This window comes from Paenibacillus sp. sptzw28, assembly GCF_019550795.1.
GTDB lineage: Bacteria > Bacillota > Bacilli > Paenibacillales > Paenibacillaceae > Paenibacillus_Z.
In genome coordinates this window covers 4,215,829-4,239,510 of record NZ_CP080545.1, presented here as the reverse complement: position 1 = coordinate 4,239,510, position 23,682 = coordinate 4,215,829, and the positions used below count along the sequence as shown (strand labels likewise).

22 protein-coding genes and 1 other annotated feature are annotated in these 23,682 nt (G+C 52.0%); of the genes, 16 read left to right on the top strand and 6 right to left on the bottom strand.

What is annotated here, in order from left to right:
- Positions 1–19: 19 nt before the first annotated feature.
- Positions 20–3,022 carry an efflux RND transporter permease subunit gene (locus tag KZ483_RS19475; protein ID WP_220349241.1) on the top strand — a complete coding sequence of 1,001 codons (3,003 nt, stop codon included), beginning with the start codon at positions 20–22 and terminating at the stop codon, positions 3,020–3,022.
- Positions 3,023–3,163: 141 nt separating this feature from the next.
- Here the strand turns inward: KZ483_RS19475 and KZ483_RS19470 are convergent, their stop codons facing one another.
- Positions 3,164–3,766 (bottom strand): YktB family protein, encoded by a 603-nt coding sequence (locus KZ483_RS19470; protein ID WP_258881332.1) that lies wholly within the window; start codon positions 3,764–3,766, stop codon positions 3,164–3,166.
- A gap of 249 nt (positions 3,767–4,015) precedes the next feature.
- Here KZ483_RS19470 and KZ483_RS19465 point away from each other — a divergent pair, with 249 nt between their 5' ends.
- Both KZ483_RS19465 and KZ483_RS19460 read left to right on the top strand, forming a co-directional pair.
- On the top strand, positions 4,016–4,237 hold the full coding sequence (locus tag KZ483_RS19465; RefSeq protein WP_220349239.1) for a hypothetical protein: 222 nt from the start codon (positions 4,016–4,018) through the stop codon (positions 4,235–4,237).
- Positions 4,238–4,399: 162 nt separating this feature from the next.
- A complete protein-coding gene (locus KZ483_RS19460) occupies positions 4,400–6,364 on the top strand; it encodes a stalk domain-containing protein (RefSeq protein WP_220349238.1) in 1,965 nt (654 codons plus the stop codon).
- Between the two features lie 76 nt (positions 6,365–6,440).
- Here the strand turns inward: KZ483_RS19460 and KZ483_RS19455 are convergent, their stop codons facing one another.
- The 3 genes from KZ483_RS19455 to KZ483_RS19445 are packed head-to-tail and all read right to left on the bottom strand — an operon-like array spanning position 6,441 to position 9,526.
- Positions 6,441–7,523 carry a Gfo/Idh/MocA family protein gene (locus tag KZ483_RS19455; RefSeq protein ID WP_220349237.1) on the bottom strand — a complete coding sequence of 361 codons (1,083 nt, stop codon included), beginning with the start codon at positions 7,521–7,523 and terminating at the stop codon, positions 6,441–6,443.
- Positions 7,520–8,491: an AraC family transcriptional regulator gene (locus tag KZ483_RS19450; RefSeq protein WP_220349236.1), complete on the bottom strand. Its 972-nt coding sequence runs from the start codon at positions 8,489–8,491 to the stop codon at positions 7,520–7,522. The genes KZ483_RS19455 and KZ483_RS19450 overlap by 4 nt, the downstream gene beginning before the upstream one ends.
- 42 nt (positions 8,492–8,533) lie before the next feature.
- On the bottom strand, positions 8,534–9,526 hold the full coding sequence (locus KZ483_RS19445) for a Gfo/Idh/MocA family protein (protein WP_220349235.1): 993 nt from the start codon (positions 9,524–9,526) through the stop codon (positions 8,534–8,536).
- A gap of 323 nt (positions 9,527–9,849) precedes the next feature.
- Between KZ483_RS19445 and yidD the strand changes: the two genes are divergently transcribed.
- The 8 genes from yidD to KZ483_RS19405 all read left to right on the top strand — a co-directional run bounded on the left by yidD (position 9,850) and on the right by KZ483_RS19405 (position 17,711).
- Positions 9,850–10,125: a membrane protein insertion efficiency factor YidD gene (gene yidD / locus KZ483_RS19440; protein WP_220353545.1), complete on the top strand. Its 276-nt coding sequence runs from the start codon at positions 9,850–9,852 to the stop codon at positions 10,123–10,125.
- 28 nt (positions 10,126–10,153) lie between these two features.
- Positions 10,154–10,430: a binding site (T-box leader), on the top strand.
- Between the two features lie 73 nt (positions 10,431–10,503).
- Positions 10,504–12,546: a methionine--tRNA ligase gene (metG, locus tag KZ483_RS19435; RefSeq protein ID WP_220349234.1), complete on the top strand. Its 2,043-nt coding sequence runs from the start codon at positions 10,504–10,506 to the stop codon at positions 12,544–12,546.
- Positions 12,547–12,724: 178 nt separating this feature from the next.
- Complete coding sequence (locus tag KZ483_RS19430; protein WP_220349233.1) at positions 12,725–13,636, top strand: metal ABC transporter substrate-binding protein; 912 nt, start codon at positions 12,725–12,727, stop codon at positions 13,634–13,636.
- Positions 13,637–13,720: 84 nt separating this feature from the next.
- Complete coding sequence (locus KZ483_RS19425) at positions 13,721–14,524, top strand: metal ABC transporter ATP-binding protein (protein ID WP_220349232.1); 804 nt, start codon at positions 13,721–13,723, stop codon at positions 14,522–14,524.
- Position 14,525: 1 nt separating this feature from the next.
- Complete coding sequence (locus KZ483_RS19420; RefSeq protein ID WP_220349231.1) at positions 14,526–15,329, top strand: metal ABC transporter permease; 804 nt, start codon at positions 14,526–14,528, stop codon at positions 15,327–15,329.
- 38 nt (positions 15,330–15,367) lie between these two features.
- Positions 15,368–16,081 carry a cytochrome c biogenesis CcdA family protein gene (locus tag KZ483_RS19415; RefSeq protein ID WP_220349230.1) on the top strand — a complete coding sequence of 238 codons (714 nt, stop codon included), beginning with the start codon at positions 15,368–15,370 and terminating at the stop codon, positions 16,079–16,081.
- 138 nt (positions 16,082–16,219) lie between these two features.
- Positions 16,220–16,642: a transcriptional regulator MntR gene (gene mntR, locus KZ483_RS19410; RefSeq protein WP_220349229.1), complete on the top strand. Its 423-nt coding sequence runs from the start codon at positions 16,220–16,222 to the stop codon at positions 16,640–16,642.
- A 136-nt stretch (positions 16,643–16,778) separates the two neighbouring features.
- The gene (locus KZ483_RS19405) at positions 16,779–17,711 is read left to right on the top strand and encodes a patatin-like phospholipase family protein (RefSeq protein WP_220349228.1); all 933 of its coding nucleotides are present in this window, start codon (positions 16,779–16,781) and stop codon (positions 17,709–17,711) included.
- Here KZ483_RS19405 and KZ483_RS19400 read toward each other — a convergent pair.
- Complete coding sequence (locus tag KZ483_RS19400; protein WP_220349227.1) at positions 17,708–17,998, bottom strand: hypothetical protein; 291 nt, start codon at positions 17,996–17,998, stop codon at positions 17,708–17,710. The genes KZ483_RS19405 and KZ483_RS19400 overlap by 4 nt on opposite strands.
- A gap of 35 nt (positions 17,999–18,033) precedes the next feature.
- On the bottom strand, positions 18,034–18,936 hold the full coding sequence (locus KZ483_RS19395) for a DUF1385 domain-containing protein (protein WP_220353544.1): 903 nt from the start codon (positions 18,934–18,936) through the stop codon (positions 18,034–18,036).
- A gap of 268 nt (positions 18,937–19,204) precedes the next feature.
- Here KZ483_RS19395 and KZ483_RS19390 point away from each other — a divergent pair, with 268 nt between their 5' ends.
- The 5 genes from KZ483_RS19390 to KZ483_RS19370 all read left to right on the top strand — a co-directional run bounded on the left by KZ483_RS19390 (position 19,205) and on the right by KZ483_RS19370 (position 23,463).
- Positions 19,205–19,756, top strand: coding sequence for a YqhR family membrane protein (locus tag KZ483_RS19390; RefSeq protein ID WP_220349226.1), 552 nt, complete (start codon positions 19,205–19,207; stop codon positions 19,754–19,756).
- A gap of 70 nt (positions 19,757–19,826) precedes the next feature.
- Positions 19,827–20,270 carry a type II 3-dehydroquinate dehydratase gene (gene aroQ / locus KZ483_RS19385; RefSeq protein WP_220349225.1) on the top strand — a complete coding sequence of 148 codons (444 nt, stop codon included), beginning with the start codon at positions 19,827–19,829 and terminating at the stop codon, positions 20,268–20,270.
- Between the two features lie 56 nt (positions 20,271–20,326).
- Positions 20,327–21,400 (top strand): M24 family metallopeptidase, encoded by a 1,074-nt coding sequence (locus KZ483_RS19380; RefSeq protein ID WP_397376220.1) that lies wholly within the window; start codon positions 20,327–20,329, stop codon positions 21,398–21,400.
- A gap of 48 nt (positions 21,401–21,448) precedes the next feature.
- Entirely contained in the window at positions 21,449–22,006 is a 558-nt protein-coding gene (efp, locus tag KZ483_RS19375) for an elongation factor P (protein ID WP_220349223.1), read from the top strand.
- Between the two features lie 203 nt (positions 22,007–22,209).
- Entirely contained in the window at positions 22,210–23,463 is a 1,254-nt protein-coding gene (locus KZ483_RS19370; RefSeq protein ID WP_220349222.1) for an aspartate kinase, read from the top strand.
- Positions 23,464–23,682: the final 219 nt, after the last annotated feature.

The following is a 23,682-nucleotide window of genomic DNA, read 5'->3' as shown; positions in this document are numbered from 1 at the left end:
TGAAGGGAGTAACAGGGTTATGCAAAGTATTACCAAGTGGGCATTCAACAACAAGGCGGCGGTGAAGCTCGTCGTACTGATGGCGCTTGTCATGGGAGCTGTCAGTTATCTGAGACTGCCGATGGAGTTTTTGCCCGAGGCGGACAACCCGATGGTGTCGATCGCCGCAATCGGTCCCGGCTATGACGCGAAATCGATGGAAACGCAGGTTACGTCAAAGCTGGAGGAAGCGGTCCAGTTCGTCAAAGGGAAGAGCGGAATGGTGTCTTCGTCCGGCAGCGGATTTTCCAAAATCGACCTGTCCTTTGATTCCAAAACGGATATGAAGGAAGCGAAAGCGGAGGTCGAAAGAGCAGTTGAAGCGGTGCAACTCCCGGAGCGGGTAACAAAACCGTTCGTGGTACAGTTCAATACGTCGATGATCCCGATTTCCTGGGTTACGGTCGGATTTGGCGAAATGAGCGACGCAAAGCGTGAGCAGGCCGAGAAAGACATAATTAACGAATTCAAGAAGATCGAAGGAGCCGGCGATGTGACGCTCGGAGGCAGATCGCAGCCAAGCGTATCCATAGTGCCGAATACCGCGAAGCTGGCGGAGAAGGGCATACCTTTCCAATCTTTAATGGGCGTTCTGCAGGGACGGGCGGCCGCATCTTCGGTCGGCGAGAAGACGATTGACGGCGCATCCGGGAATATTAACGTAACTGCCAATATCGATAATCTTGAGACGCTGCGCAAGCTTCCAGTGGCACCCGGGGTTGCGCTTGGTGATGTTGCGGATGTAAGACTTGAGAATCGGCAGGAGAGCATCAGCAGCATAAAAGGCAAGAATGTACTTATGCTCACGATTTCCAAGACGGCTAACGCAAACGCCGTAAAGGTCGGGGATGAGACGGCGAAGACCGTTGAACGTCTCAACAAAGAAATGAAAGGCATTGACGCTAAAGTGCTGCTCAGCACATCGGAGCAGGTCGTCCATTCGGTGGATTCGATGCTGCGCGAAGTGCTCCTGGGGGCCTTGTTCGCTACTATCGTCATTCTGCTCTTCATGCGGAATTTCAGAGCCACGGTCATAACGATCGTCTCCATCCCGCTGTCACTTGGCATTACGCTTTATTTGTTAAGCTTGTCGGGCGTTACGCTTAACATCATTACACTGGGCGGCGTCGCGGTTGCAGTCGGACGGCTCGTTGACGACAGTATCGTGGTCATTGAAAATATTTACCGCCGTTTGCAGAAAGAAACGTTCTCCACCCAGCTTATTTCCGATGCAACGGGTGAAGTGGCGACGGCTATAACATCCTCTACACTTGTCACAGTTGCGGTATTTCTCCCGATGGGTCTGCTGCGCGGCTCGCTGCAAAGCTTCCTGCTGCCGTTCGCGCTGACGGTTACGTACTCACTTGTGGCATCGCTGGTTGTAGCCTTGACCGTCGTGCCGCTTCTCAGTGCTGTGCTCCTGCGCGGGACGAAGATGACGGAGCACGAGGGCTCAAAACGGTTCACGAATTTCCTGTCGTGGAATTTGAAGCACAAATGGGTACCGCTAATAATCTCGGCTGTGTTGTTCGCAGGTTCGATCGGCGCATACATGTCGATGCCCAAAGGCGCCATCGACTCATCCAATGCGGCTAACCTCAATGTGACGCTGGAGTACCCGGGCGAAACGCCGCATGATCAGGTCGTTGCGTCAGGCCGCAAGCTGGAAACATTTTTGAACGGCCGCAATGATGTTGATTGGGTGCTGATGTCAAACGGCAACAGCTCGGATAACGCAAAATACGGGGACGTTTCCTCGCCTACGCTCGTCACGTATTTGGTCGATATGAAGAAAGGCGCTGATGCCGAGAAGCTCATCTCCGACATTAAGGGGCAGCGTCCGGACTATAAGGGTGCTGATTTAAATGCCGGAGCGGCGAACTTTATGAGCGGCGGCAGCTCCACGCAGGTTATGATTGACGTCACCGGGGAGAATCCGGAGTTGATTTCCCAAGGCGCACGTCAGGTTATTGATGCCATTAAACCGGTTAAAGACGTAATTAAAGTCAAGTCTAACGAAGAGCAGAAGAAGCCGGTATACACCTTCGAGCTCGATCCGGTAAAGGCGAAGGGTCAGGAGGCCGCGATGCAGCTTCAAGGCATGCTTAATCCGATTCCGCTGGGAACCGTATCGATTGGCAATCGTGAAACGAATGTGATTCTGCAGCCTGCTGCAGAACCAAAATCGGAGTCTGATCTGAATAAGCTGATCCTTATGACCGACCGCGGCCCGCTCCCGGTTGCTTCCGTTGCGAAGCTGACGAAAAGCGAAGAGCCCAGTGTGTATTATCATAAGGATGGAAAGCCGTATATCCGTGTGACAGCCGATGTCGAGCCAAGCCGGCTTTCGGTAGTAGGCAAGGAAATCGGCGATAAAGTAATGGAGCTGAAGGCGCCTGAGGGCATCAAATTTAGCATAGGAGGCGCCTCCGCTGAGCAGTCGGATGATTTCGCCGATCTGGGCATTATTATGTTGATTGCAATCGGCATTGTTTACTTGATCATGGTCATCACGTTTAAAACGCTGCGTGCGCCTCTGGCAATCATGTGTACGCTGCCTCTCGCCGCGATCGGCGCAATAATCGGTCTGATCGTCTCGAACGTTTCGCCGGACTTTACAGCCGTATTCGGGGCGCTGATGCTGATCGGGATTGTCGTGACGAACGCAATTGTATTGATCGACCGGGTGAAACAAAACGAACAGAGGATGACCGTTCGCGATTCGCTGATCGAAGCGGCTTCGACCCGGATGCGCCCGATTATGATGACAGCGGTCGCTACGATATCCGCAATGCTTCCGCTAGTGTTCGGATCTACGGAAAGCGGGAGCATCGTATCGCAAAGTCTGGCAATTGTCGTAATCGGCGGACTGGCCGTCGCCACAATGCTTACGCTGGTCATTATTCCCTGTATCTACGAGCTGTTCTTCTTCCGCAAATCAAGGCGTCAGCGGATATCGGCACAAGCAGAGCATGCAGGATAAGCCTTGAATCCGGACGGACGAACAAGTCCGGCCGTGTTTCCCGGGAGACTTCAAAAAAGAAGACTGCGGTGCAGCCTTGCCGGCGGCTCCGAAGTCTTCTTTGCATTACTCCTTGCTGAAGTTGTGCGGTAAGAAATACCGCTAAAAAGCCATGCGGTACAGCGGCAGCACGGTCTTGAAGGTTTCGACGGTTTTGGCGATAAAGGCCCGGCCATCCCCCAGAAGCGGATCGTTTCTGTCAACAATTATGCCGCAAAGGGCTTCGGACGCCTTGACGGTGCGAAGCCGTCCCAGCAGTGCGGCAAGTCCGTCTCGGCCAAGATCGCCTTGTTTGTCTCCGCCGGGCACCATATGGTTGCCGGACCATATGTAATGGGACGGGATATGCTTCATAAGCTCGTCCAGCTGTCTGATCGCATTCCCGGCGAATACCGATTTGTTATCCGATTCATAAATAATGGCAAACTGGATAAACGCATGAGAGCCGAACAGCCCGATTTGAAAATGCGGGTGCATCTTGTAGCCTCGTTTGCCTGGTGCGAACGCGACCCAGGTGTCATTAGGCGGATTGATCGTTCTTCTGGCGTGCTTCGCTACGTGAGGGAACATGGGCTCGCCGCAAAGCTCGGACAGAACCGGCGAGAGCTCCTCGCCCAATTGATGCAGCTTTGGCCTGATGCGCTCGATCAGGGCGGCCATTCTGTCTTCCAGTCCGGGCACGAAGAAGACGTCAAAATCACTCATAGTAAAGCCGTTAAAAGTTTCGGTTTGTTGAACAGTCATTGAAGCAGTCGTTCCTTTCTCAGCTGTCTATCTTCCTGCATTCCATTATATCACAGTCAGCCCCGCGGAGAGACAGTGTTTAGAGCTGTGTCTTAAGTGCCCTCCCCGGGCCTACTCGCGTTATCTTGCAATCCGCACCCGAATCGGTTACAGTCGAACTGATTATAACCCGTTAATGCTTAAATACTGATATGAGGAGAGGTTGCGTTAATGCTGTGGCAGCAAATTTGGTTTGTCGTCAATATGCTGTTTGTTACGCTAGTAATCGTGTTTTTATTTGTGAATCGTGCATTGACGATGGCCCGACTTGAGAAGGACGAAGCAAGAGTCCGGCGGGCGTCCCGGAAACGTCTGATAATCGGAATCTTGAGCATTATCGCATTCATCGGCATGGTGTTCAGCTTCCTGATGAACATGCGGGTGAACGGCTAGAATATGTGTCCAAACGGTGACCGTTTCCAATTCTCTCGCAACTTTTCCAGAACCTTAAGCGTTTAAGGTATCATGAGAAGCTGCCGGCAGCATCCGGAAGTCTTCATTCAGGCCGTATATGCGGCTGCTGTCAAATAAGGGGAATGCAGAAGGAGACGGAGCATGAAATCATTGAAATGGTTGTTGATTCTTTCGTTATTGGTTGTGTCTTTTGCTAACGTTTCTCAACAAGCCATAGCCGCGGGCGGAACGTCCGACCAGCTGGTTATGCAATTAAAGAGCAGCGTTATGATTCATAACGGCGTCACCTGGAAGTCGGCTCAGCCGCTTACCTTGGAGAAAGGAACCACATTTGTCGCACTGAGCTCAATCGCGGCACGCTACGGATACAACCTCACATACGACGCCAAAACGAAGGAGTCCGTTGCCGTAGGGAAATCGCATGAACTGCATTTCAAAATCGGAAGCACGACCGTGTATGGGGACGGCAAGCCGGTTAAAGCCTCCGCCGCGCCTTATATTTTGAAAGGATCACTCATGGTTCCGCTGCGCGTCTGGGCGCAGCTGACGGAGAGCACGTTTACGGTAGCAGGTGCCAAGATGACACTTTCCTGGAACGTGGTGAAGCTGCCGACGGCGAATTTTGAAGTGCAGCCCACAGAAATTTATGCAGGGGATACGACCGTGACTTATATCGACCGTGCGTTCAACCCGAGCGGACAGCCGTTCGTGGAAGACCGCTGGGAAGGCAAAATGGACGTTTTCCCCGAAGCCGGCACCTATACGATCACAAGGCAGGTACAGGACACAAACGGACAGTGGAGCGCGCCATACTCGGTCGTGATTGAAGTAAAGCCGCAGAATCAGCCGCCGGTAGCCGACTTCTCAACGGAGAAGGTCCAGTACCGGATCGGGGAGAAGGTCATTTATACCGACTTGAGCACGGATGATGAGAACGCGATCGTCCGCAGTACCTGGAAAGGCAACGACGATGTGTTTTTTGAGCCGGGCGAGAAGTCGATTACTCTGGAAGTCCAAGACAAACATGGACTCACCAGCTCAATAACAAAAACGATAACGGTAACAAACGAAGTATTGTATACGAGGGACGAGTACAATAAGCTGTTTACTGCGGTCGGCGACAAATTCGCTGTAGACGGTTCATCCGTTCTGCAGATACCGCTTCTTCCTTACACGATTCAGTCGGAGTCTGCCCAAATGGTTCGCAGCAACAGCCCGGAGATTCTATTGGGGGAAGGCATCGCATACCAGGCGCAGCTGACCGGCCAAGTCCGGTTCATGTTCCATAACCAGAACGAGGCCGGGTACCCGGTCAAAATTTATCTCATTGCGACGAACAACAACAGCGAGCCTGTCACCGTCAGCACGAGTTCAACCGGCATCGGCGGGCCTGACCCTTATGTCGTTAATTCAGCGAAAATGTCGGCCATCCGATACATGCAATCACTGGCAGATGATCCTTCGCCGACATCCGTTACGATTCGTCCTCACCAAACAGTAAAGCTGCTTCCGGAAATATCCAAAGTACCGCTTAAGCAGATGGATGTGTTTACCGCCTATGCGGATTTATACAGCGATCAGGAACTGCAGTACCAGGTCGTCGTTGTCGCGGCGCCTAAGGATCCGATCGCAGCATTGCCATCGCTTTCCGTCCTGGAACGCAATGATGTTCATGTGCGGGGAACCTTCAATAAAGCGAACCGTGTCATTGAAATGGACGATACGCTTGGGGACAAGGCAGGGCGGATTCTGATTGGTGATAATAAAATAGATAGATATATAGACGGAATCGACGAAACGTCCGGGGAACTCGAGCTTAATGTGGGTAATTTCGGAGTTTTATATAAAATGAAATTAACTCACGTTGCGCCTCACACCCTGATCGCGCTTAATCCCCGCGGCGGGCTGTATACTGGAGCGTTCCTGGTGAACGGCCAGGTCGTACCGGCAACGAACACGAGCGTGTTGAAAAACAGCAACGATGCGGTCGTCTTGTACCGGACTGGGGATTCGGAGGAATCCGTGGAAATCGTGTTTACGAACGCGGCAGGAAGCAACCTTCCGGTAACCATGCTGTTTATGCCACTGCCGCCGCTGCGATATTAGATTCGATGCAAAAAAGCCTACTCTTCCCGCAGATGAAATTCTGCGGCAGGAGAAGGCTTTTCTTTTTGCAGTAAAATTAATAAGGGAGCTCGATTGCAACTTCGCGTTTCAACTCGGCAGATCGGAGCACGCCGTCGATAATCGCCTGCTGGATAAGAATTTGTTCGCCCGGGATCGGCGCCGGCAGCCCTTCTCGAACCGCATCGACAAAGTCGCGGACCTTCTCGAAGAAAAGCTCCTTCGAATGCTCGATTACCGGAACCGGCGTCGCGGTTTGCTGACCCATGAAATCGTGGAACAGAGTCATGCTGCCGACCTTGCCGTCCCACACGCCTGACCAGTTTCCGCTCCCGTAAGGTTCCACTTTAAGACCGGCGTCCGTACCGAGAAACATCGTCGATCCGAGGGAATCCATGTGCATGGCCCATGAGATTTTAAATTGCAGCACGAGATCGCCTTCGAACCGGACCATTGCAACTCCGAAATCTTCCACCTCGAAACGGTCGGATTCCATATGGTAGAGCGAATTCGTCCCGAAATGGCTGGACGTGAAAGCGGACACCGTGAGCGGCCGAGGATAGCCCATTGCGTTCAGCGCCATATCGAGCGAATAACAGCCGATATCGGCCATCGCGCCGGCCCCGGCAAGCTCCTTGCGGATGAACGTGCCCCCTGGCATACCTCGCCGGCGTCCGCCGCCGGTTTCGACATAGTACACCTTTCCCAGCTTGCCGGATTGCACGATGTCCTGAATAAGCTTCATATTCGGATCGTACCGCGGTTGAAATCCAATGGTGAGCATACTGCCGGATTCACGTGACGCCTGCACCATATCAACGGCTTCGGCCAATGTGACGGACATCGGTTTTTCGAGCAGCACCTGCTTGCCGGCCCGCAGAGCGTCGACTGTTGTAAGATGATGCGATACGTTGGGCGTGCAGATGCTGACGCCGTCCAAATCCATTTCCAGCAGCTTCCGGTGATCCTCGAAAGGCTGTGCTCCTTGCAGCTCCAGTGACTCAATAAACTGCTTTGCTTTGCCTGGAACCAGGTCGGCCACGCCGACGATCTCTACGTCGGGCAGCCGCTTATATTGACGGGCATGGGCGTGCGCGATGCCCCCGCTCCCGATAATGCCGATTCGAACTGTTTTAATCATGGCTGCAAAGCTTCTCCTTTACCTTGCGGTTTGGGCGCCCCATCCTTCGTTTGATGCAGTCTGAACTGATTGGGCGTCATGCCGAATCTTTTCTTAAAAACGTAATATAAATAGTTGCTGCTGGCGAATCCGTGTTCGAGTGCAATTTGCTCGATGGGCCTTTGCCCTTCCACTATGGAAGAGCAGATTTGACTGAGCCTGTAATTTTCCAAATACGCGCTGAATGACTCCTTGCCGCTATCACGGAAAATACGCTGCAGCTGCCGTCCGCTGATCGGTATCCGCTCGGCAACCTCGTGCAGCGTAATCGGCGAGGAGTAGTTATCATGAATAAACTGCGTCGCGATTTTGAACCGGTGCTCATTCATGTTGCGGCTAGGAGGATCGAATGTGACGGACGGCTCGGCGGATAATCGCGCCGAACGGAGCAGAATTTGAATGATTGCCTGCTTAATTGTAGAGAAAGCCCCGGGCTGTCCTTCATGCCACGCGCGGTAGGCGGTGAGAAACCATGACATCGCATTATACTGATCCGGGTGTGGCCGAAGCGGAAGCGTATCGAGCGCGTGTATGCACATTTTCGCTTCATGACACTCCCATTGCTCGCCCCAATCGGGCGAGTCCGCATCCTCGAGTGGGGTAATGCCGATATGCAGGCACAGCTCATCCATCGCTTCTCTATCGTCAGCCTCCTGCTGATGCATCACGTTCGGGCCGGTCAGATAGAATTGGCCTTCATGGACGGGGTAGACCGTGTCCTCCAGTATGACTGTCCCTTTGCCGCGCGGTATAAAATGAAACTCGTATTCGGAATGTTTATGGAACCGGATCAGCTTCCCTGGCGGGAAAGAGGTCAGATGGCAGTGGTAAACGCGAAAACCGTAGCCTCCCCAGCGAAATTGAATATCCAGTCGGTCGATGGCATCCATTTTCTCGGCCATGAGCGCATAAGCAAACGGTTTTCCCATTCTGTCACCATCCTTCCTCTAAATCATGTTTTTATGATAACGTCAGTTTGCGAGTTCAGTCAGATTGACAGAGCGTTTCTCCGCTGCCGAGCGATTGGAAGCCTCCATCAGCTTCGTCAGGTCGACGGCGAGGCCGATGTTTTCTTCGGCTGCGGAACCGTTCAATATGTGGCCAACCCACTGGTCGAATGCGGAAATTCGGTTGTCCTGCACCTCGACCGTGACCCATTCCTTTGCATCCAGCTTATTGCTTCGCACGCGGATTGCCTCGTCCGGCAGGCCGTACAACAGCGTGCCCTCGGTACCGTGCAGTTCGATGGAGAACGGAGAGTGGCTGTTCACAAAGCCGGCTTCGACGATTCCTACCGCGCCGTTGTCATAGCTAAGCGTGGCTACCGCATTGTCTTCGACTTCTTTGCCGGTCACGTAGCCATAAGTGGCGCTGACGCTTTGCGGCAAGCCGAGGAATAAACGGACCAGATACATCGGATGGCAGCCCAGATCGATAAGGGCTCCGCCGCCGCATTGTTCGAGATTGAAGAAATGGCCCGGGAGCCAGCCGGCCGTTGCGCCGTTGTGCGAGAGCCGGGCGCGGGCTTGCGTCAGCTGCCCGAGCAGTCCCTTATCTATCACCTCTTGAACTGCCAGCGTGTAGCCATGATTCAAACGGGGCAGCGAGACGGTCAATTTGACGCCCGCTTCGTCAACAGCCCCAAGGATTTCTTGCACTTCTTTTAATGTCGGCGCAATTACTTTTTCCGTAAAAATATGTTTGCCGGCCCGGGCGGCTTTTACCATAACGTCACGGTGAATATTCGTCGGCGTATCTACGACAACAGCGTCGACATCCGCTCTTGCAAGCAGAGCATCCAAATCCGCGACAAAAGGCACGCCCAGCTTCTGCGCCGCTTCCTCACCGCGAGTCGGAAATTCGTCCCACACCGCGACAATCTCGGTGTCCGGATTTCCCTGCACCTGTTTCGTGTAATCCCAAGCATGAACATGCCAATAGCTGAGCATAGCCACTCGAATCATTATGATTCCTCCTAAAAGTTTTGTGCGATACTTCTTGAATACGCTGCTTTAGCGAGCACAAAACTCGCTACGGAAGCATACGCCAAGTCTCATTCACTTTCAGTTGTCCGTTCTCCGTTATTCATCCTCTAATTATGCGACACAACGATACCGTAACACAAATAAAAGCGGCCTAAAATGCGTTTACATGACATTTAGACTGCAAAATAACGACATTCACTACCTCGGCACTGCTTCAATAGCGGCTGACATTGACTGGGACCCGGTTTTCGGGCATCATGTTGCATATAGAGGGTATTATGAAGCAGGAAGGAGCGGCGGACATGCGACAATTAATGAAGGCGCCAATACATGTGTACCGCCGTTTTATATCGCCCATAAAGCCGCCGACCTGCCGCTTTTACCCGACCTGCTCCGAGTATGCGCTTCAGGCGATCGACAAACACGGCCCGGCCAAGGGCGGCTGGCTGGCGTTAAAGCGGATTTGCAGGTGCCATCCGTTCCATCCCGGCGGCATCGACCATGTACCGCCCACCCGGGAAGAGCTTGCCCGGCGGGCGAATGACCCGCTTGACAGCGCAGCGGCGGATTCGGTATAGTTTGACCATAAGAATGATTACCACATCAATACATTCAATGAACGGATAAGTACAGGAGCAGTGCCCTTTACAGAGAGCCGGGGAAGCTGGAAACCGGTAAGGAGCAACTTTTGGAAAATGGTCCGGGAGAATCCGCTTTCGAACCGGCAGCTCGGTATCAGCTGCGGCAAGGGAGGGGCGCGAGGCCGCGTTACCGGCCATGCTGCCGTTTGAATGGACGGCACTAATGAAGCTTTCTCCGGGCTCTACGTGCGGAGAGGGGAAATTGGGTGGTACCGCGTGAGCTGCAAGCTTTCGTCCCATATGGGACAGAAGGCTTTTTTGCGTTATAAACGATTAATAAGATGACAGCAAGCTATGAAAAGGGAGGTAGTTGTTTTGAGCGAAGCGAACAAGTCATTCTATATTACGACCCCGATCTATTACCCAAGCGACAAGCTTCATATCGGTCACGCTTATACGACGGTGGCGGGCGACGCCATGGCGCGTTACAAGCGGCTGCGCGGTTATGATGTCTGGTATTTGACCGGGACTGACGAGCACGGCCAGAAGATTGAACGGAAGGCGCAGGAGAAGAACAAGACCCCGCAGCAGTTCGTCGACGACATCGTTGTGACGATCAAGGAGCTCTGGAGCAAGCTCGACATCTCCAACGATGATTTTATCCGCACGACGGAAGACCGTCATAAGCGGGTGGTGGTTGAGATTTTCGACCGGCTGCTGCAGCAGGGCGATATTTATAAAGGAACATACGAAGGCTGGTATTGCACGCCGTGCGAATCCTTCTTCCTCGAGAGGCAGCTCGTGAACGGCAATTGTCCGGATTGTGGTCGTCCGGTTGAACTTGTCAAAGAGGAAAGCTATTTCTTCCGGATGAGCAAATATGCCGACAGATTGCTGCAATACTATGAAGAAAACCCCGAGTTTATTCAGCCTGAGTCGCGCAAAAATGAAATGATCAATAACTTTATCAAGCCGGGGCTTGAGGATTTGGCCGTTTCCCGAACCACGTTCGACTGGGGTATTAAAGTGAAAGGTGATCCGAAGCACGTTGTTTATGTATGGATCGATGCGCTCTCGAACTATATTACCGCACTCGGGTATGGCACAGATGTTACGAGCAAATACGATCAATTCTGGCCTGCCGACGTCCATCTTGTGGGAAAAGAAATCGTCCGCTTCCATACGATCTATTGGCCGATTATGCTGATGGCGCTGGAACTGCCGCTGCCGAAAAAAGTATTCGCTCACGGCTGGCTGCTTATGAAAGACGGTAAAATGTCCAAATCCAAAGGCAATGTCGTGGACCCTGTTACGCTGATCGACCGCTACGGATTGGATGCGCTTCGATATTATTTGCTGCGCGAAGTGCCGTTCGGAGCAGACGGGACGTTCACGCCGGAAGGCTTCGTTGAGCGGATCAACTTTGATCTTGCCAATGACCTCGGCAACCTGCTGAACAGGACCGTTGCGATGATCAACAAGTATTTCGGTGGCGAAATTCCCGCCTATGACGGCAATGTCACGGCGTTTGACGCTTCCCTGTCCGAGCTGGCCGTCGGAACGTCTAAGCAGGTCGAAGCTGCTATGGAGCGCATGGAGTTTTCCGTTGCGCTTGCCGCGATCTGGCAGCTCGTCAGCCGAACGAACAAGTATATCGACGAGACGCAGCCGTGGGCGCTTGCCAAGGATGACGCAAAGAAAGGCGAGCTTGCATCAGTGATGCATCATCTGGCCGAATCGCTGCGAATTATCTCGATTTTGCTGCAGCCCTTCCTTACTAATGCACCCAGCGAAATATTCCGTCAACTGGGGGTAGCGGACAAACTTCTAACTTCATGGGACAGCACCAAGTCCTTCGGCCAACTGCCTGGAGGTACGCGCGTAACAAAAGGCGCCCCGATCTTCCCGCGCCTTGAAGCGGCCGAGGAAGCGGCGTTCATCGCTTCCACAATGAACGCAGGGGCTGCGCCGTCAGGTGGCGATGCCGATGGTCAAGCGGCCGCGGCGCCTGAGACGGCAAGCGGGCAAGCAAGCGGTGATTTGAAGAATGAAGCGGCCGAAGCCCCGGCTGCAGCCGCAGCGCCGGAAGCGAAAGAGGAAATCGGTATAGATGAATTCGCCAAGGTGGAGCTGCGCGTAGCACAGGTTCTAGCGGCAGAGCCGGTCAAAAACGCCGATAAGCTGCTCAAGCTTCAGCTTGATCTCGGCTATGAGCAGCGGCAGGTCGTTTCGGGCATCGCCAAATTTTATACACCCGAACAGATAGTAGGCCGCAAAGTTATTTGCGTTACGAATTTGAAGCCGGTCAAGCTGCGCGGCGAGCTGTCACAAGGCATGATTCTGGCGGCTTCGCACGGCGACCAGCTCACACTCGCGGCTGTTCCGGAGGAAATGCCCAACGGCTCAGTTGTGAAATAAATATCGCAGAATAAACCGCCGGAGCCGCGCTCCGGCGGTTTATATTGACAGAGTCCCGCTTCAGCCCTATAATCTAACAGTAATGTTTACGATTATATAGATTGAGGTGTATAGTGTGCTTCGAAATAATAAGTTTTGGAATAGAACCATAATAGGGGCTGTCATACTGTTATCAGCAATGATTCTTCTCCTTTCGGGCTGCGGCGGATCAGGTTCCGGCAAGCTGGTCGAAGGAAAGACTAACGTCGTTACAAGCTTTTACCCGCTTTATTTCCTGGCTAATGAAATCGGCGGCAAAGAGGTCAATGTGATAAATTTGATACCGGCCGGCGTGGAGCCGCATGATTGGAGTCCGAAGAGCCGAGATCTCGATGTCGTCTCCAAGGCTCAGCTGTTTCTGTATAATGGGGCAGGGCTGGAGGGCTGGGTAGACGATTTTTTTCAGGGCCTGCCGGCTGACAGCAAGCTCATAACGGTAAAAGCGAGCGAAGGCATTGCAACGATAGAAGGCAATCCCGAGGAGGAAGAGGAGCATGCGGGCGAATCGGACCATAATCATGAAAGCGGGAGCGTAGATCCGCATACATGGGTAAGTCCCAAATCAATGCTCGTTATGGCGGGAAATGTGCGGGATAGCCTGGTCAAAGCCGATCCCGGTCATCAAGCGGATTACGAAGCGAATTTTGCCGCATTAAGCAGTAAGCTTACCGCGCTTGACGGCGAGTACGAGGAAAAGCTGAAGGCTGTACCCAATAAAGACATCGTCGTTTCGCACCAGGCCTTCGGTTATCTGGCGCGCGATTACGGTCTCCATCAGGTTCCGATCATGGGATTGTCGCCGGATGCTGAGCCCAAAGCGCAGGATTTGCTGAATATCGCGAAGTTCGTTGAGGAGAATCATGTCAAATATATTTTCTTCGAGGAGCTGGTTTCGGATGAATTGGCCAAAACGCTGGCAAGAGAAACGGGTGCAAGCACATTGGTTCTGAATCCGATTGAAGGTCTGACACCGAGCGAAGAGAAGAATGGTGATGACTATTTCTCATTGATGGACAAAAATTTGCAAAATCTGCTCAAGGCATTACAATAGAACAAGAGTAAGATTATAAATGGCGTGCGGGAGAAGCTTTATCATTTCCCGGACGCCATCTGAGCGCTAGCGGGGGTGAAAGGAATGCGATTCGAACAGCAGCAAGAGAAACAGATAAGCTGCCACCAAAATATTATCGAGCTGACGGACGTGTCGTTCTCCTATCAGCAAAAGCCTGTAATCGACAATGTGAGCTTCGCGATTCAGGAGCGCGATTTTGTCGGATTAATCGGTTCCAACGGGGCTGGGAAGACTACGCTCCTCCGGATGATTGTAGGGCTGCTAAAGCCGGATAGCGGATCGATTAAGCTGTTCGGCGAGCCAATCGGCCAATTCGGCGATTGGAGCCGTATCGGATATGTGCCGCAAAAAAATTCGTTTAACCCGTTATTTCCCGCTACGGTGCGTGAAGTTGTACTATCAGGTCTCTACGGCCGCAGCCGGCTGTTCCGGCGTGTGTCGAAGGCCGATCAAATGAAATGCGACGAGGCGCTTCATGCCATGAACATTGACGATTTGGCCGGCAAGAGGATCGGTCAATTATCCGGCGGTCAGCAGCAGCGGGCGTTTCTGGCGAGGGCGCTTATCAACAATCCGGCACTGCTTATATTGGACGAGCCTACGGTTGGTATCGACTTCGAATCGCAGCACGGATTTTTTCATTTGATCAAGCATATGCATCAGCATCACAACATTACTTTTCTTATGGTATCGCACGATATGGAAATGATCCGTTCCTATCTGGGAGAGCATCCGAAAAGGGAATGCGGTAAGCTGGGATTCTATGTAAAACATTCGCACGATCTCGAGGACTGCGTGGAAACCAATTTGACGCACAGCTTGCGGGAGCTGCGCCGTTCGATGGAAAGAGGGAAAGTAGGCGTTTAGGTTGGACATCGTAACTAGCGAATTTTTTCAAAGAGCGCTGCTCGGAGGCGTTCTCATCGGTGTAACCGCGCCGCTGATGGGCCTCTTTCTTGTGCTGAGAAGGCTCTCAATGATCGGCGATACGCTCGCACACGTATCGATTGCGGGTGTAGCACTCGGTTTTCTTATCGGCGTTTACCCGATCGGTGTCGGACTTGTGTTTGCTCTTGCGGCGACTTTTGCCATCGAGAAGCTGCGTAAAGCCTATAAAACATATGCGGAGCTTTCCATTGCTATTATTATGTCGGGCGGAGTGGCGCTTGCGTCATTATTGTTTACCCTCGGCAAAGGCTTCAATGTCAGCGTCAGCGGCTACTTGTTCGGGAGCATCTATACGCTTGATAACATCGATTTATTAATGATCGGTATTGTCACAGTTATCGTTCTGGTGGCCGTCCGTCTGCATGTGAAGGAATTGTTCCTCCTTACTTTCGATGAGGATGCCGCAGCGGTAAGTGGACTTCCGACCCGTTATTTTAATTTCATGATCAGTGTACTGACCGCGCTCGTTATCAGTGTGGCGATCAAAATCGTCGGCGCGCTGCTTGTGTCGGCGCTGCTGACAATACCTGCGGCATGCAGTCTTGTCATCGCGCGCAGCTTCCGGCAATCTGTCGTGACGGTTGTCGTTATTGCCGAAGCTGCCGTGATCGGCGGCTTACTGATTGCAGGTGTCTGGAACTTGGCGCCAGGTGGTACAATCGTAATGTTACTGATCGCAGTGCTGCTTGTGCTTCTTACTTTCAGACGTAATTTCAGCACTTAAGGCCAAAGTTTTTTTGCAAAGTGAGGTAATGTCCAAACATGTCAGAGGTTACAATATGGGCCGCATTCGGCGCAGGTATCGCTTCTTTTATTTCTCCCTGCTGTCTGCCGCTTTACCCGTCTTATTTGTCGTATATCACCGGCGTATCGGTTACTGATTTGAAAAGCGAGCACCCCGGCAAACAAGTGCGAATCCGGACGATGAGCCATACGCTGTTCTTCATCCTTGGATTTTCCGTCGTGTACTATACGCTCGGTTACGGAACCAATGCGTTTGCGGAGGTATTCTCAGAGTATCAAACATTGATCCGGCAGCTGTCGGCGGTGCTTATCATTCTGATGGGATTGTTCCTGATCGGCCTCATTCAACCGAAATTGCTCCTTAAAGAGCGGAAAATGAATATGAAGCTCACGAAATCAAATTATCTTGCTTCATTTGTTTTCGGAATTGGCTTCTCAGCCGGATGGTCTCCCTGTACAGGTCCGATATTGGCCAGCATCCTGCTTCTGGCTGCCTCGGAGCCCGGCACATGGTTTGAGCTGACTACAGCATATGCGCTCGGCTTTGCCATTCCGTTCTTCGTACTTGCCTTTTTCATCGGTTCAACAAGATGGATTGTCCGGTATTCGGGTATTATGATGAAAATCGGAGGGGCAGTGATGCTGCTTATGGGGGTCCTGCTGTTCACCGATCAGATGACGAAGATTACGATATGGCTAAATTCTATCACGCCGGAATGGCTTAAATTTTAAGTGAGAACGAGGATGCGTTATTAATGGAAGATCCGTGCAGCGGGTTGCGGCACATGTGCCAAGCAGTGTATGATACTAAGAGTGACTGGCAGACGGCGGCTCACTGTGCGGGACATGTGGTGAATGGAGGTTCTTTCGATGCCGACTCCTAGCATGGAGGATTATTTGGAACGAATATATAAGCTTATTGATGAAAAGGGTTACGCACGGGTTTCGGACATCGCGGAAGGACTCGAAGTCCATCCTTCATCCGTTACGAAAATGATTCAAAAGCTGGATAAAGATAATTATCTCATATACGAGAAATATCGCGGTCTCATCTTGACCAATAAAGGGAAAAAGATGGGCAAGCGGCTTGTAGACCGGCATCAGCTGCTGGAGTCCTTCCTGACGATCATAGGCGTTCAGGAAGAAAATATTTATAAAGATGTCGAAGGAATCGAGCATCATCTCAGCTGGGATTCCATTACATGCATAGAGACACTGGTTGAATATTTTCGCCGCGATCCGGATCGGCTGGAAGAGCTGAAGCGAATCCGTTCCGAATTGGATAACGAATAAATTCTAAGTAAAGGGCCGTCTCCGACAAGAGGCGGCTTTTTCACGTTTGAAACTGGCCGGTCACGCATATACATCTTCGTAAAGGCGAGCAGCATGACAGCTGCTAGTGCTCGTCCGCGGGGAGGTATATCCTTCTATGACGCGTATTAATGCGGTGTTCGAAGGTGGAGGCGTGAAAGGAATTTCACTTGTCGGGGCAGTTTGCGCAAGCGAAGAGTACGGGATCACGTTTAATCATCTTGCGGGTACATCGTCGGGCTCCATCGTGGCAGCCATGCTTGCTGCAGGCTATTCGTCATCCGAAATCAAACGTTCAATCGAAGAGACGCCGTTTCATTCATTGCTTAGGCGCGGTTATATATACAATCTAGGGGCTATCGGACCCGTCGTGCGGCTGCTTGTCCGCAGAGGGTTCTACAGCGGAGAAGGGCTCACCGATTGGATAGAGCGGTTGCTGGGGCAAAAAGGAGTGCATACCTTTGCGGACTTGCCCAGCTGCAAGCTGCGGATCATTGCTTCCGATATAACGAACGGTAAGCTTCTTGTACTCCCTGACGACATAGCCGACTATGGGATAGAGCCGTCCCGGCTCAGTGTAGCACTGGCTGTTAGAATGAGCGTAAGTATCCCTTATTTCTTCGACCCGGTCCGTTTTCGGATGAACGGACGCAGCGGCGCAGGGAAGGCTTGGGCTTATATCGTGGACGGCGGTCTGCTGAGCAACTTCCCGCTCTGGTTGTTCGATAACGAGCAGCGCGGAGAGGCGGAGCAGGTTCCGACCGTAGGTTATCAGATGGTTGGTAAAAATGAAACCGAACCCCGTGCGATACGGGGTCCGGTCTCCATGTTTCAAGCAATATTCGAAACGATGCTGCAGGCGCATGACGAGCGTTATATCGAGAAGAATAACCGCGGCCGCACCATCAAGATTCCGACGCTTGGCATTCGTTCCACACAGTTCCATCTTACAAAACAACAAAGCGATAATCTGTATGCATCGGGATACGATGCCGCAAGCGCGTTTTTTCAAGAAACGCAGCTGCTTAATGACCCGCAGAACGTCCTTTAATGGTACTTCGGCAAGTTGTCATCATCTTTGCCGCCTTCAATGACACGGAAAGGGATATTCTTTCGCGATTTGGTTTTAGCGGTTTGCTGTTCCCGTCGCGTGATCGGCTTGGAACGGGGCTTAACGACCTTTGCCCTGCCGGGTGGGAACTTGTAGAGCAGGAATATAACGCCGAACACCGCAATTGGAATTATGAGTTGAATGGGACTGTGCAGCGATTGGGAAACCAGACCGATTACGACGAATGCCAGGATGATGATGAACAGCGGGCTCATTCTTCGAGGCATGACCTTCACCCTTTCTCCCGAACTCTATTTAGGTGTTACGCTTTGCTTACTTGACGATCAAGCTCCAGCATTCTGTTAAAGGATGCGATTGATACTGCCACCTGCTCGTCAGTCGGTTCTTTTGTCGTCAGCTTCTGAAGCCACAATCCCGGATAGCCGAGAAAACGGAGTACGGGAAGCTCGCGCATCGCGTTTGTCAGCCGGAGCGCTTCGTAGGATATACCAAGCACAACAGGCAGAAGGAGGACTCGTATATAGATCCTCTCCCATAAGGAATCCCAATGAAAGAATGAATATACGATAACGCCGACAAGCACGGAGAAGACGATGAAGCTGCTGCCGCAGCGGTAATGAAGCCGTGTAAACCGCTGTACGTTAGGCACGGTCAAATCGACTCCGGCCTCATAGGCGCTGATCACTTTGTGCTCGGCTCCGTGGTACTGGAACAAACGTTTTATAAGCGGCGTCAGCGAAATAATGTAAAGATACGAGAGAAGGAATAAGATTTTGATAAGGCCTTCAATCAGGTTGTGTATTATTATATTCGAGAAGGAATGTCCAAAGAGCAGTTGTTCGACGGCTGCGGGAACAACGGTAAACACCAGCTTGCCAACTATAAAAGAAAGTATGCCGGCTACGGCAACGCCGACGACCATGCTGAGGCTCCAGCCGCTTTTTTGCTCCGCTTTTGCCGATTCTTCCGGTTTAGCCCCGTCTTTCTCTTCGGACAATTCATCCTCCGCATAGGATTCCATCGAAAAGTTCAAATGCTGCGAGCCTTTGGCGCTAGACTCCAAAATGGCCACAATGCCGCGCAGCAGAGGAATTTTTTTCAGCTTCTGCACCCAAGGTTTTGTCGTTCGGGGAACTTCATAAAAAATGATATCATTGTTCTTCCGGCGCACCGCCGTGACGTTTGCATGTCTGCCTGCAAACATAACCCCTTCGATGACGGCCTGTCCGCCATAAATATTTCGCGTGTTTTGCGACAAGGGCGAATCACCATCCTTCTGTTCTTCATGTCTGATAAGAGCCGTTCTGAAGCCAGCTTCCTTATACCTCTTATTGTACTTGATTCCGCTGCTTATTGCGAGTGGCACCCTTTGCCGAAATTGCCTTCACAATTGAACGATTACCAGGGATTGTTCTTACGCATACTACGAAGAGGGACTTTCCCGATATGCCTTATAACGAAGGAGATATCACATGGCGAAGCTGCATGGAAAACGCCGGATCCGCAGCGACCGGTCGGATTACAACGGAAAGCATCGGACAGACCCGTTTAGATACTGTCTCGTGCTCGGTTTTTTTGCAGGCTTGATTTGGGGAACGTTCCGCTGGATACTCTATCTGGTCCATTTCACCAAAGTCATTCCCGGATTCCTGGCCGATCCTTTCTTTCGCATCACCTTTCTCAAGACAGGATGGGGCCACGTAGTCGGAATCGGCAGCTTTATTATATTCTCAATTATTGCTTCTCTCCTATATAAGCTTCTGTTTGGGAGGCTGAAGGGGCCAATGCCAGGTCTTGCTTACGGCGCTTTATGGTGGGGTGCAATGTTTATCGTAATAGGGCCCGTGTTTAATATGACGATGCCGATCAACAAGATCGGATACGAAACGCTTGTGTCGGAAATGTGCGCTTTTCTGCTGTGGGGACTGTTTATCGGCTATACGATCTCATTCGAATACAACGACGAAGCGTCCCGCGAACCGAATACCGGAGGAACGGGAAAACTCTCAAGGGCCGGCGCCTAGTATTGCCCTTCTCAAAGCATGGGTCTTTGTGGTAAAATGGCAATTGATCTATGCCGCCGGGAGGAACCTCATGGCAACTATTCTCGTATTAAACGGACCGAATCTGAACATGTTGGGCGTTCGCGAGCCCGGCGTTTACGGCACGACAACTTTGGCAGACATTGAAGCTCTGGTGTCTCATTCGGCCGCCGATCTCGGTGTTAAAACGTTATTCTTTCAATCCAACCATGAAGGCGCGCTAATCGACCGCATTCATGAGGCGTACGGTAAAGCGGACGGAATCATAATTAATCCGGGGGCGCTGACTCACTATAGTTATGCGCTGCGCGATGCACTGAGCTCGGTCGGTCTTCCCGTTGTCGAGGTGCATCTGTCGAACATTCACAAGCGGGAGCCATTCCGGCATGTCTCTGTTACCGCGCCTGTGGCAGTCGGTCAAATCGCCGGATTCGGAGCGCACAGCTACGTTCTCGGATTAAACGCTCTTGTCCATCACCTTCAGCCGCGAAGCTGAAGAGCTTAAACGGCCTGACCGGTTCTGCATGCGGCGGGTGAAAGGGTGGTTCCATGTTGACGAATAAAAGGATAGCGGAAGTAAGAAACAAGCTTCGCGACTTGAATTTGGATGCGCTCCTCGTCACAAGCCCGGTCAACCGCCGGTACTTGAGCGGTTTCACCGGGACAGCGGGAGCGCTGCTTATAACGTTATCGAACAACTGGCTGATTACCGATTTCCGATACATGACGCAAGCTCCGCTTGAGGCCGCCGATTTCACTGTCGTCGAGCATGGGCTTAAATTGATGGAGACGGTCAAAGAGCTGGCGTTATCGGCAGGAATCGTGAGGCTGGCATTCGAGCAGGAGCATGTCGTGTTCAGCGATTATTCCGTTTGGAAAGCGCTGCTTGGAGGGATCCAGCTTGTGCCGGAATCCGGTATAGTGGAAGAGCTGCGGCTGATCAAGGATGAAGCGGAGCTGGCCGTCATGCGCAATGCCGCCGTCCTCGCAGACATAACGTATAATCACATTCTGAGCTTTATAAAGCCGGGTGTGAGCGAACGCGATGTCGCATTGGAGATGGAGATGTTCATGCGCCGTAATGGAGCGTCTTCAACATCCTTCGAAACGATTGTCGCTTCCGGCGAGCGCTCGGCTCTGCCGCACGGCGTTGCAAGCGATCGGATCATAGGCCGGGACGAATTTGTGAAGCTCGATTTCGGCGCCTATTACGAAGGATACTGTTCCGACATAACAAGGACAGTCGTAGTTGGTACCCCCACGGACAAGCATCGCGAAATTTACGAGATCGTACTTGAAGCTCAGCTTACGGCTCTTGCCGGCATCAAGCCCGGTATGACCGGAAGAGAGGCCGATGCATTGGCCCGGGATGTAATTGCCCGGCACGGATATGGCGAATGCTTCGGCCATGGTACAGGCCATGGACTCGGGATGGAAATCCACGAATCCCCGAGACTGTCGAAGACGGGGGAAATCGTACTTAAACCGGGTATGACGGTAACGGTCGAACCGGGTATTTACATCCCGGGGTTCGGCGGAGTACGCATCGAAGACGATATTGTCATAACGGAAGACGGAAATACGTTATTAACCTCATCTCCGAAGGAGCTTCGCGTTTTGGGATGAGTGCAGCACATATGATCAATGAAAGTTTACTTAGGAGGGAATTAAGCAGTGATTTCAGTCAACGATTTTAAAACAGGGCTTACCGTCGAAGTGGACGGCGATATTTTTACAGTTATCGATTTTCAGCACGTCAAACCGGGTAAAGGCGCCGCCTTCGTACGCTCCAAGCTGAAAAATCTTCGTAACGGCAACACGGTCGAAAGAACGTTCCGCGCAGGCGAGAACATCGGCCGCGCACAAATTGAGAACCGTGCGGTTCAGTACTTGTACAATTCCGGTACCGAGTATTCGTTCATGGATAATGAAACGTACGACCAATTCACGCTGGACAAGAAGCAGCTTGAATGGGAAGTCAACTTTCTCAAAGAAAACATGACCGTTAACATTACCAGCTACCAAGGTGAAATTATTGGTATCCAAATGCCGAACAGCGTTGATTTGAAAGTGGTGGAGACCGAGCCGGGCATCAAGGGCAACACGGCGACCGGCGCCACAAAGAATGCAACGGTGGAAACGGGTCTGAACGTCCAAGTGCCGCTCTTCATTAATGAAGGCGACGTGCTGTTGATCGACACCCGCGAAGGTAAATATATTTCCCGCGCATAACGTATTTCATAGCAAATTCAAGCCGTCCGGACTTTATGCCGGGCGGTTTTCCGTTTTTCCGGCATACCCAAAGACAGGAGCTTATGCTATAATCTTATTTTGGATGATTATTCGCGCTTTACACCCCTCGTTGTTTGAGAAGAACGAGGCCGATGTTATTGCGCTAATTAAGACTATAGAATTACGTTGGGAGTGGATCAGCGTTGTCGTTGATAGTAATGAAGTTCGGCGGCAGCTCCGTAGGCAGCACTGAACGGATGCAGCGGGTAGCCAGGCGGATCGCCGATTATAAGGAAGCCGGCCATAAGGTTGTCGTGGTCGTGTCCGCAATGGGTGATACGACGGACGATTTGATCGACCAATCAAAACAGCTCAACTCCAGCCCGCCTGCACGGGAGATGGATATGCTGCTCACGACGGGTGAGCAAATTTCCGTCGCGCTGCTTTCGATGGCTATTCATCAGCTCGGTCACGGCGCTATGTCCTTTACCGGCTGGCAAGCCGGCATTCGTACCGAAGCGGTTCACAGCAAGGCGCGCATTACCGATATTCGGCCGGAACGGTTGTTTAAAGCGCTCGAAGAAGGGAATGCGGTCCTAATTGCCGGTTTTCAGGGGATGACTGAGGACGGAGAGATTACGACGCTTGGTCGCGGGGGCTCCGATACGACGGCTGTCGCTTTGGCCGCTGCGATTAAGGCTGATGTTTGTGAAATTTACACGGATGTGGACGGCATTTATTCAACAGATCCGCGTATTGTCAAATGCGCCCGTAAGCTTAATGAAATTTCCTACGATGAAATGCTTGAGCTTGCGAACCTGGGTGCTGCCGTTCTGCATCCGCGGGCGGTCGAATATGCCAAAAATTACAACGTGCGCCTGGTCGTCCGTTCGAGCTTTACGCAAAACGAAGGGACCAGTGTCAAGGAGGAAGCGGTCATGGAGCAGGGGGTTGTCGTTCGCGGCATCGCATATGACAAAGACGTAGCAAGAATCAGCATCTTGGGCGTGGAGGATGTGCCGGGCGTGCTTGCCAAAGTTTTCGGCGCCCTGGCCTCAAGCGGCATCGATGTGGATATTATCGTCCAAAGCGGCGTACAGGACGGCAAAGCTGATTTTGCCTTCACCGTTTCGCTTGGCGACAAGGAAAGGGCGATCGGCGTTGTGGAAAGCATACGCAGCGAAGTGCCTTTCCGCGAAGTAAGTTCTGAGGTCGATCTGGTTAAGGTTTCTATTGTCGGAGCGGGCATGGTCAGCAATCCGGGGGTTGCGGCGAAAATGTTCGAAGCGATCTATAATTTAGGCGTCAGCATCAAAATGGTCAGCACTTCCGAAATCCGGTTGTCCTGCATCATCTCGGCTGAACCGGTGCACGACGTCGTGCGTGCGCTCCACACAGCCTACGGTCTCGACACGACAGAGCAAGTATTCGTCGGAGGCCCTCAAGACCGCCGTTAACAATATTGAACTTATCCATTCATATTCTATTCTAAATCACGAAGAAACCTCCATCCGCCAAGCGGATCCGGAGGTTTCTTTATGTCTTTATACTAAGGGAGCGCCAAAAGTAAAAGTGTGTCCGACTGTCTTAACACTATGGAGCACCAAAAGTAAAAGTGTGTCCCAAAGGGACGAAAACGAGTGCCACGCATGTATGAACAAGGTACAGTGCGGTAA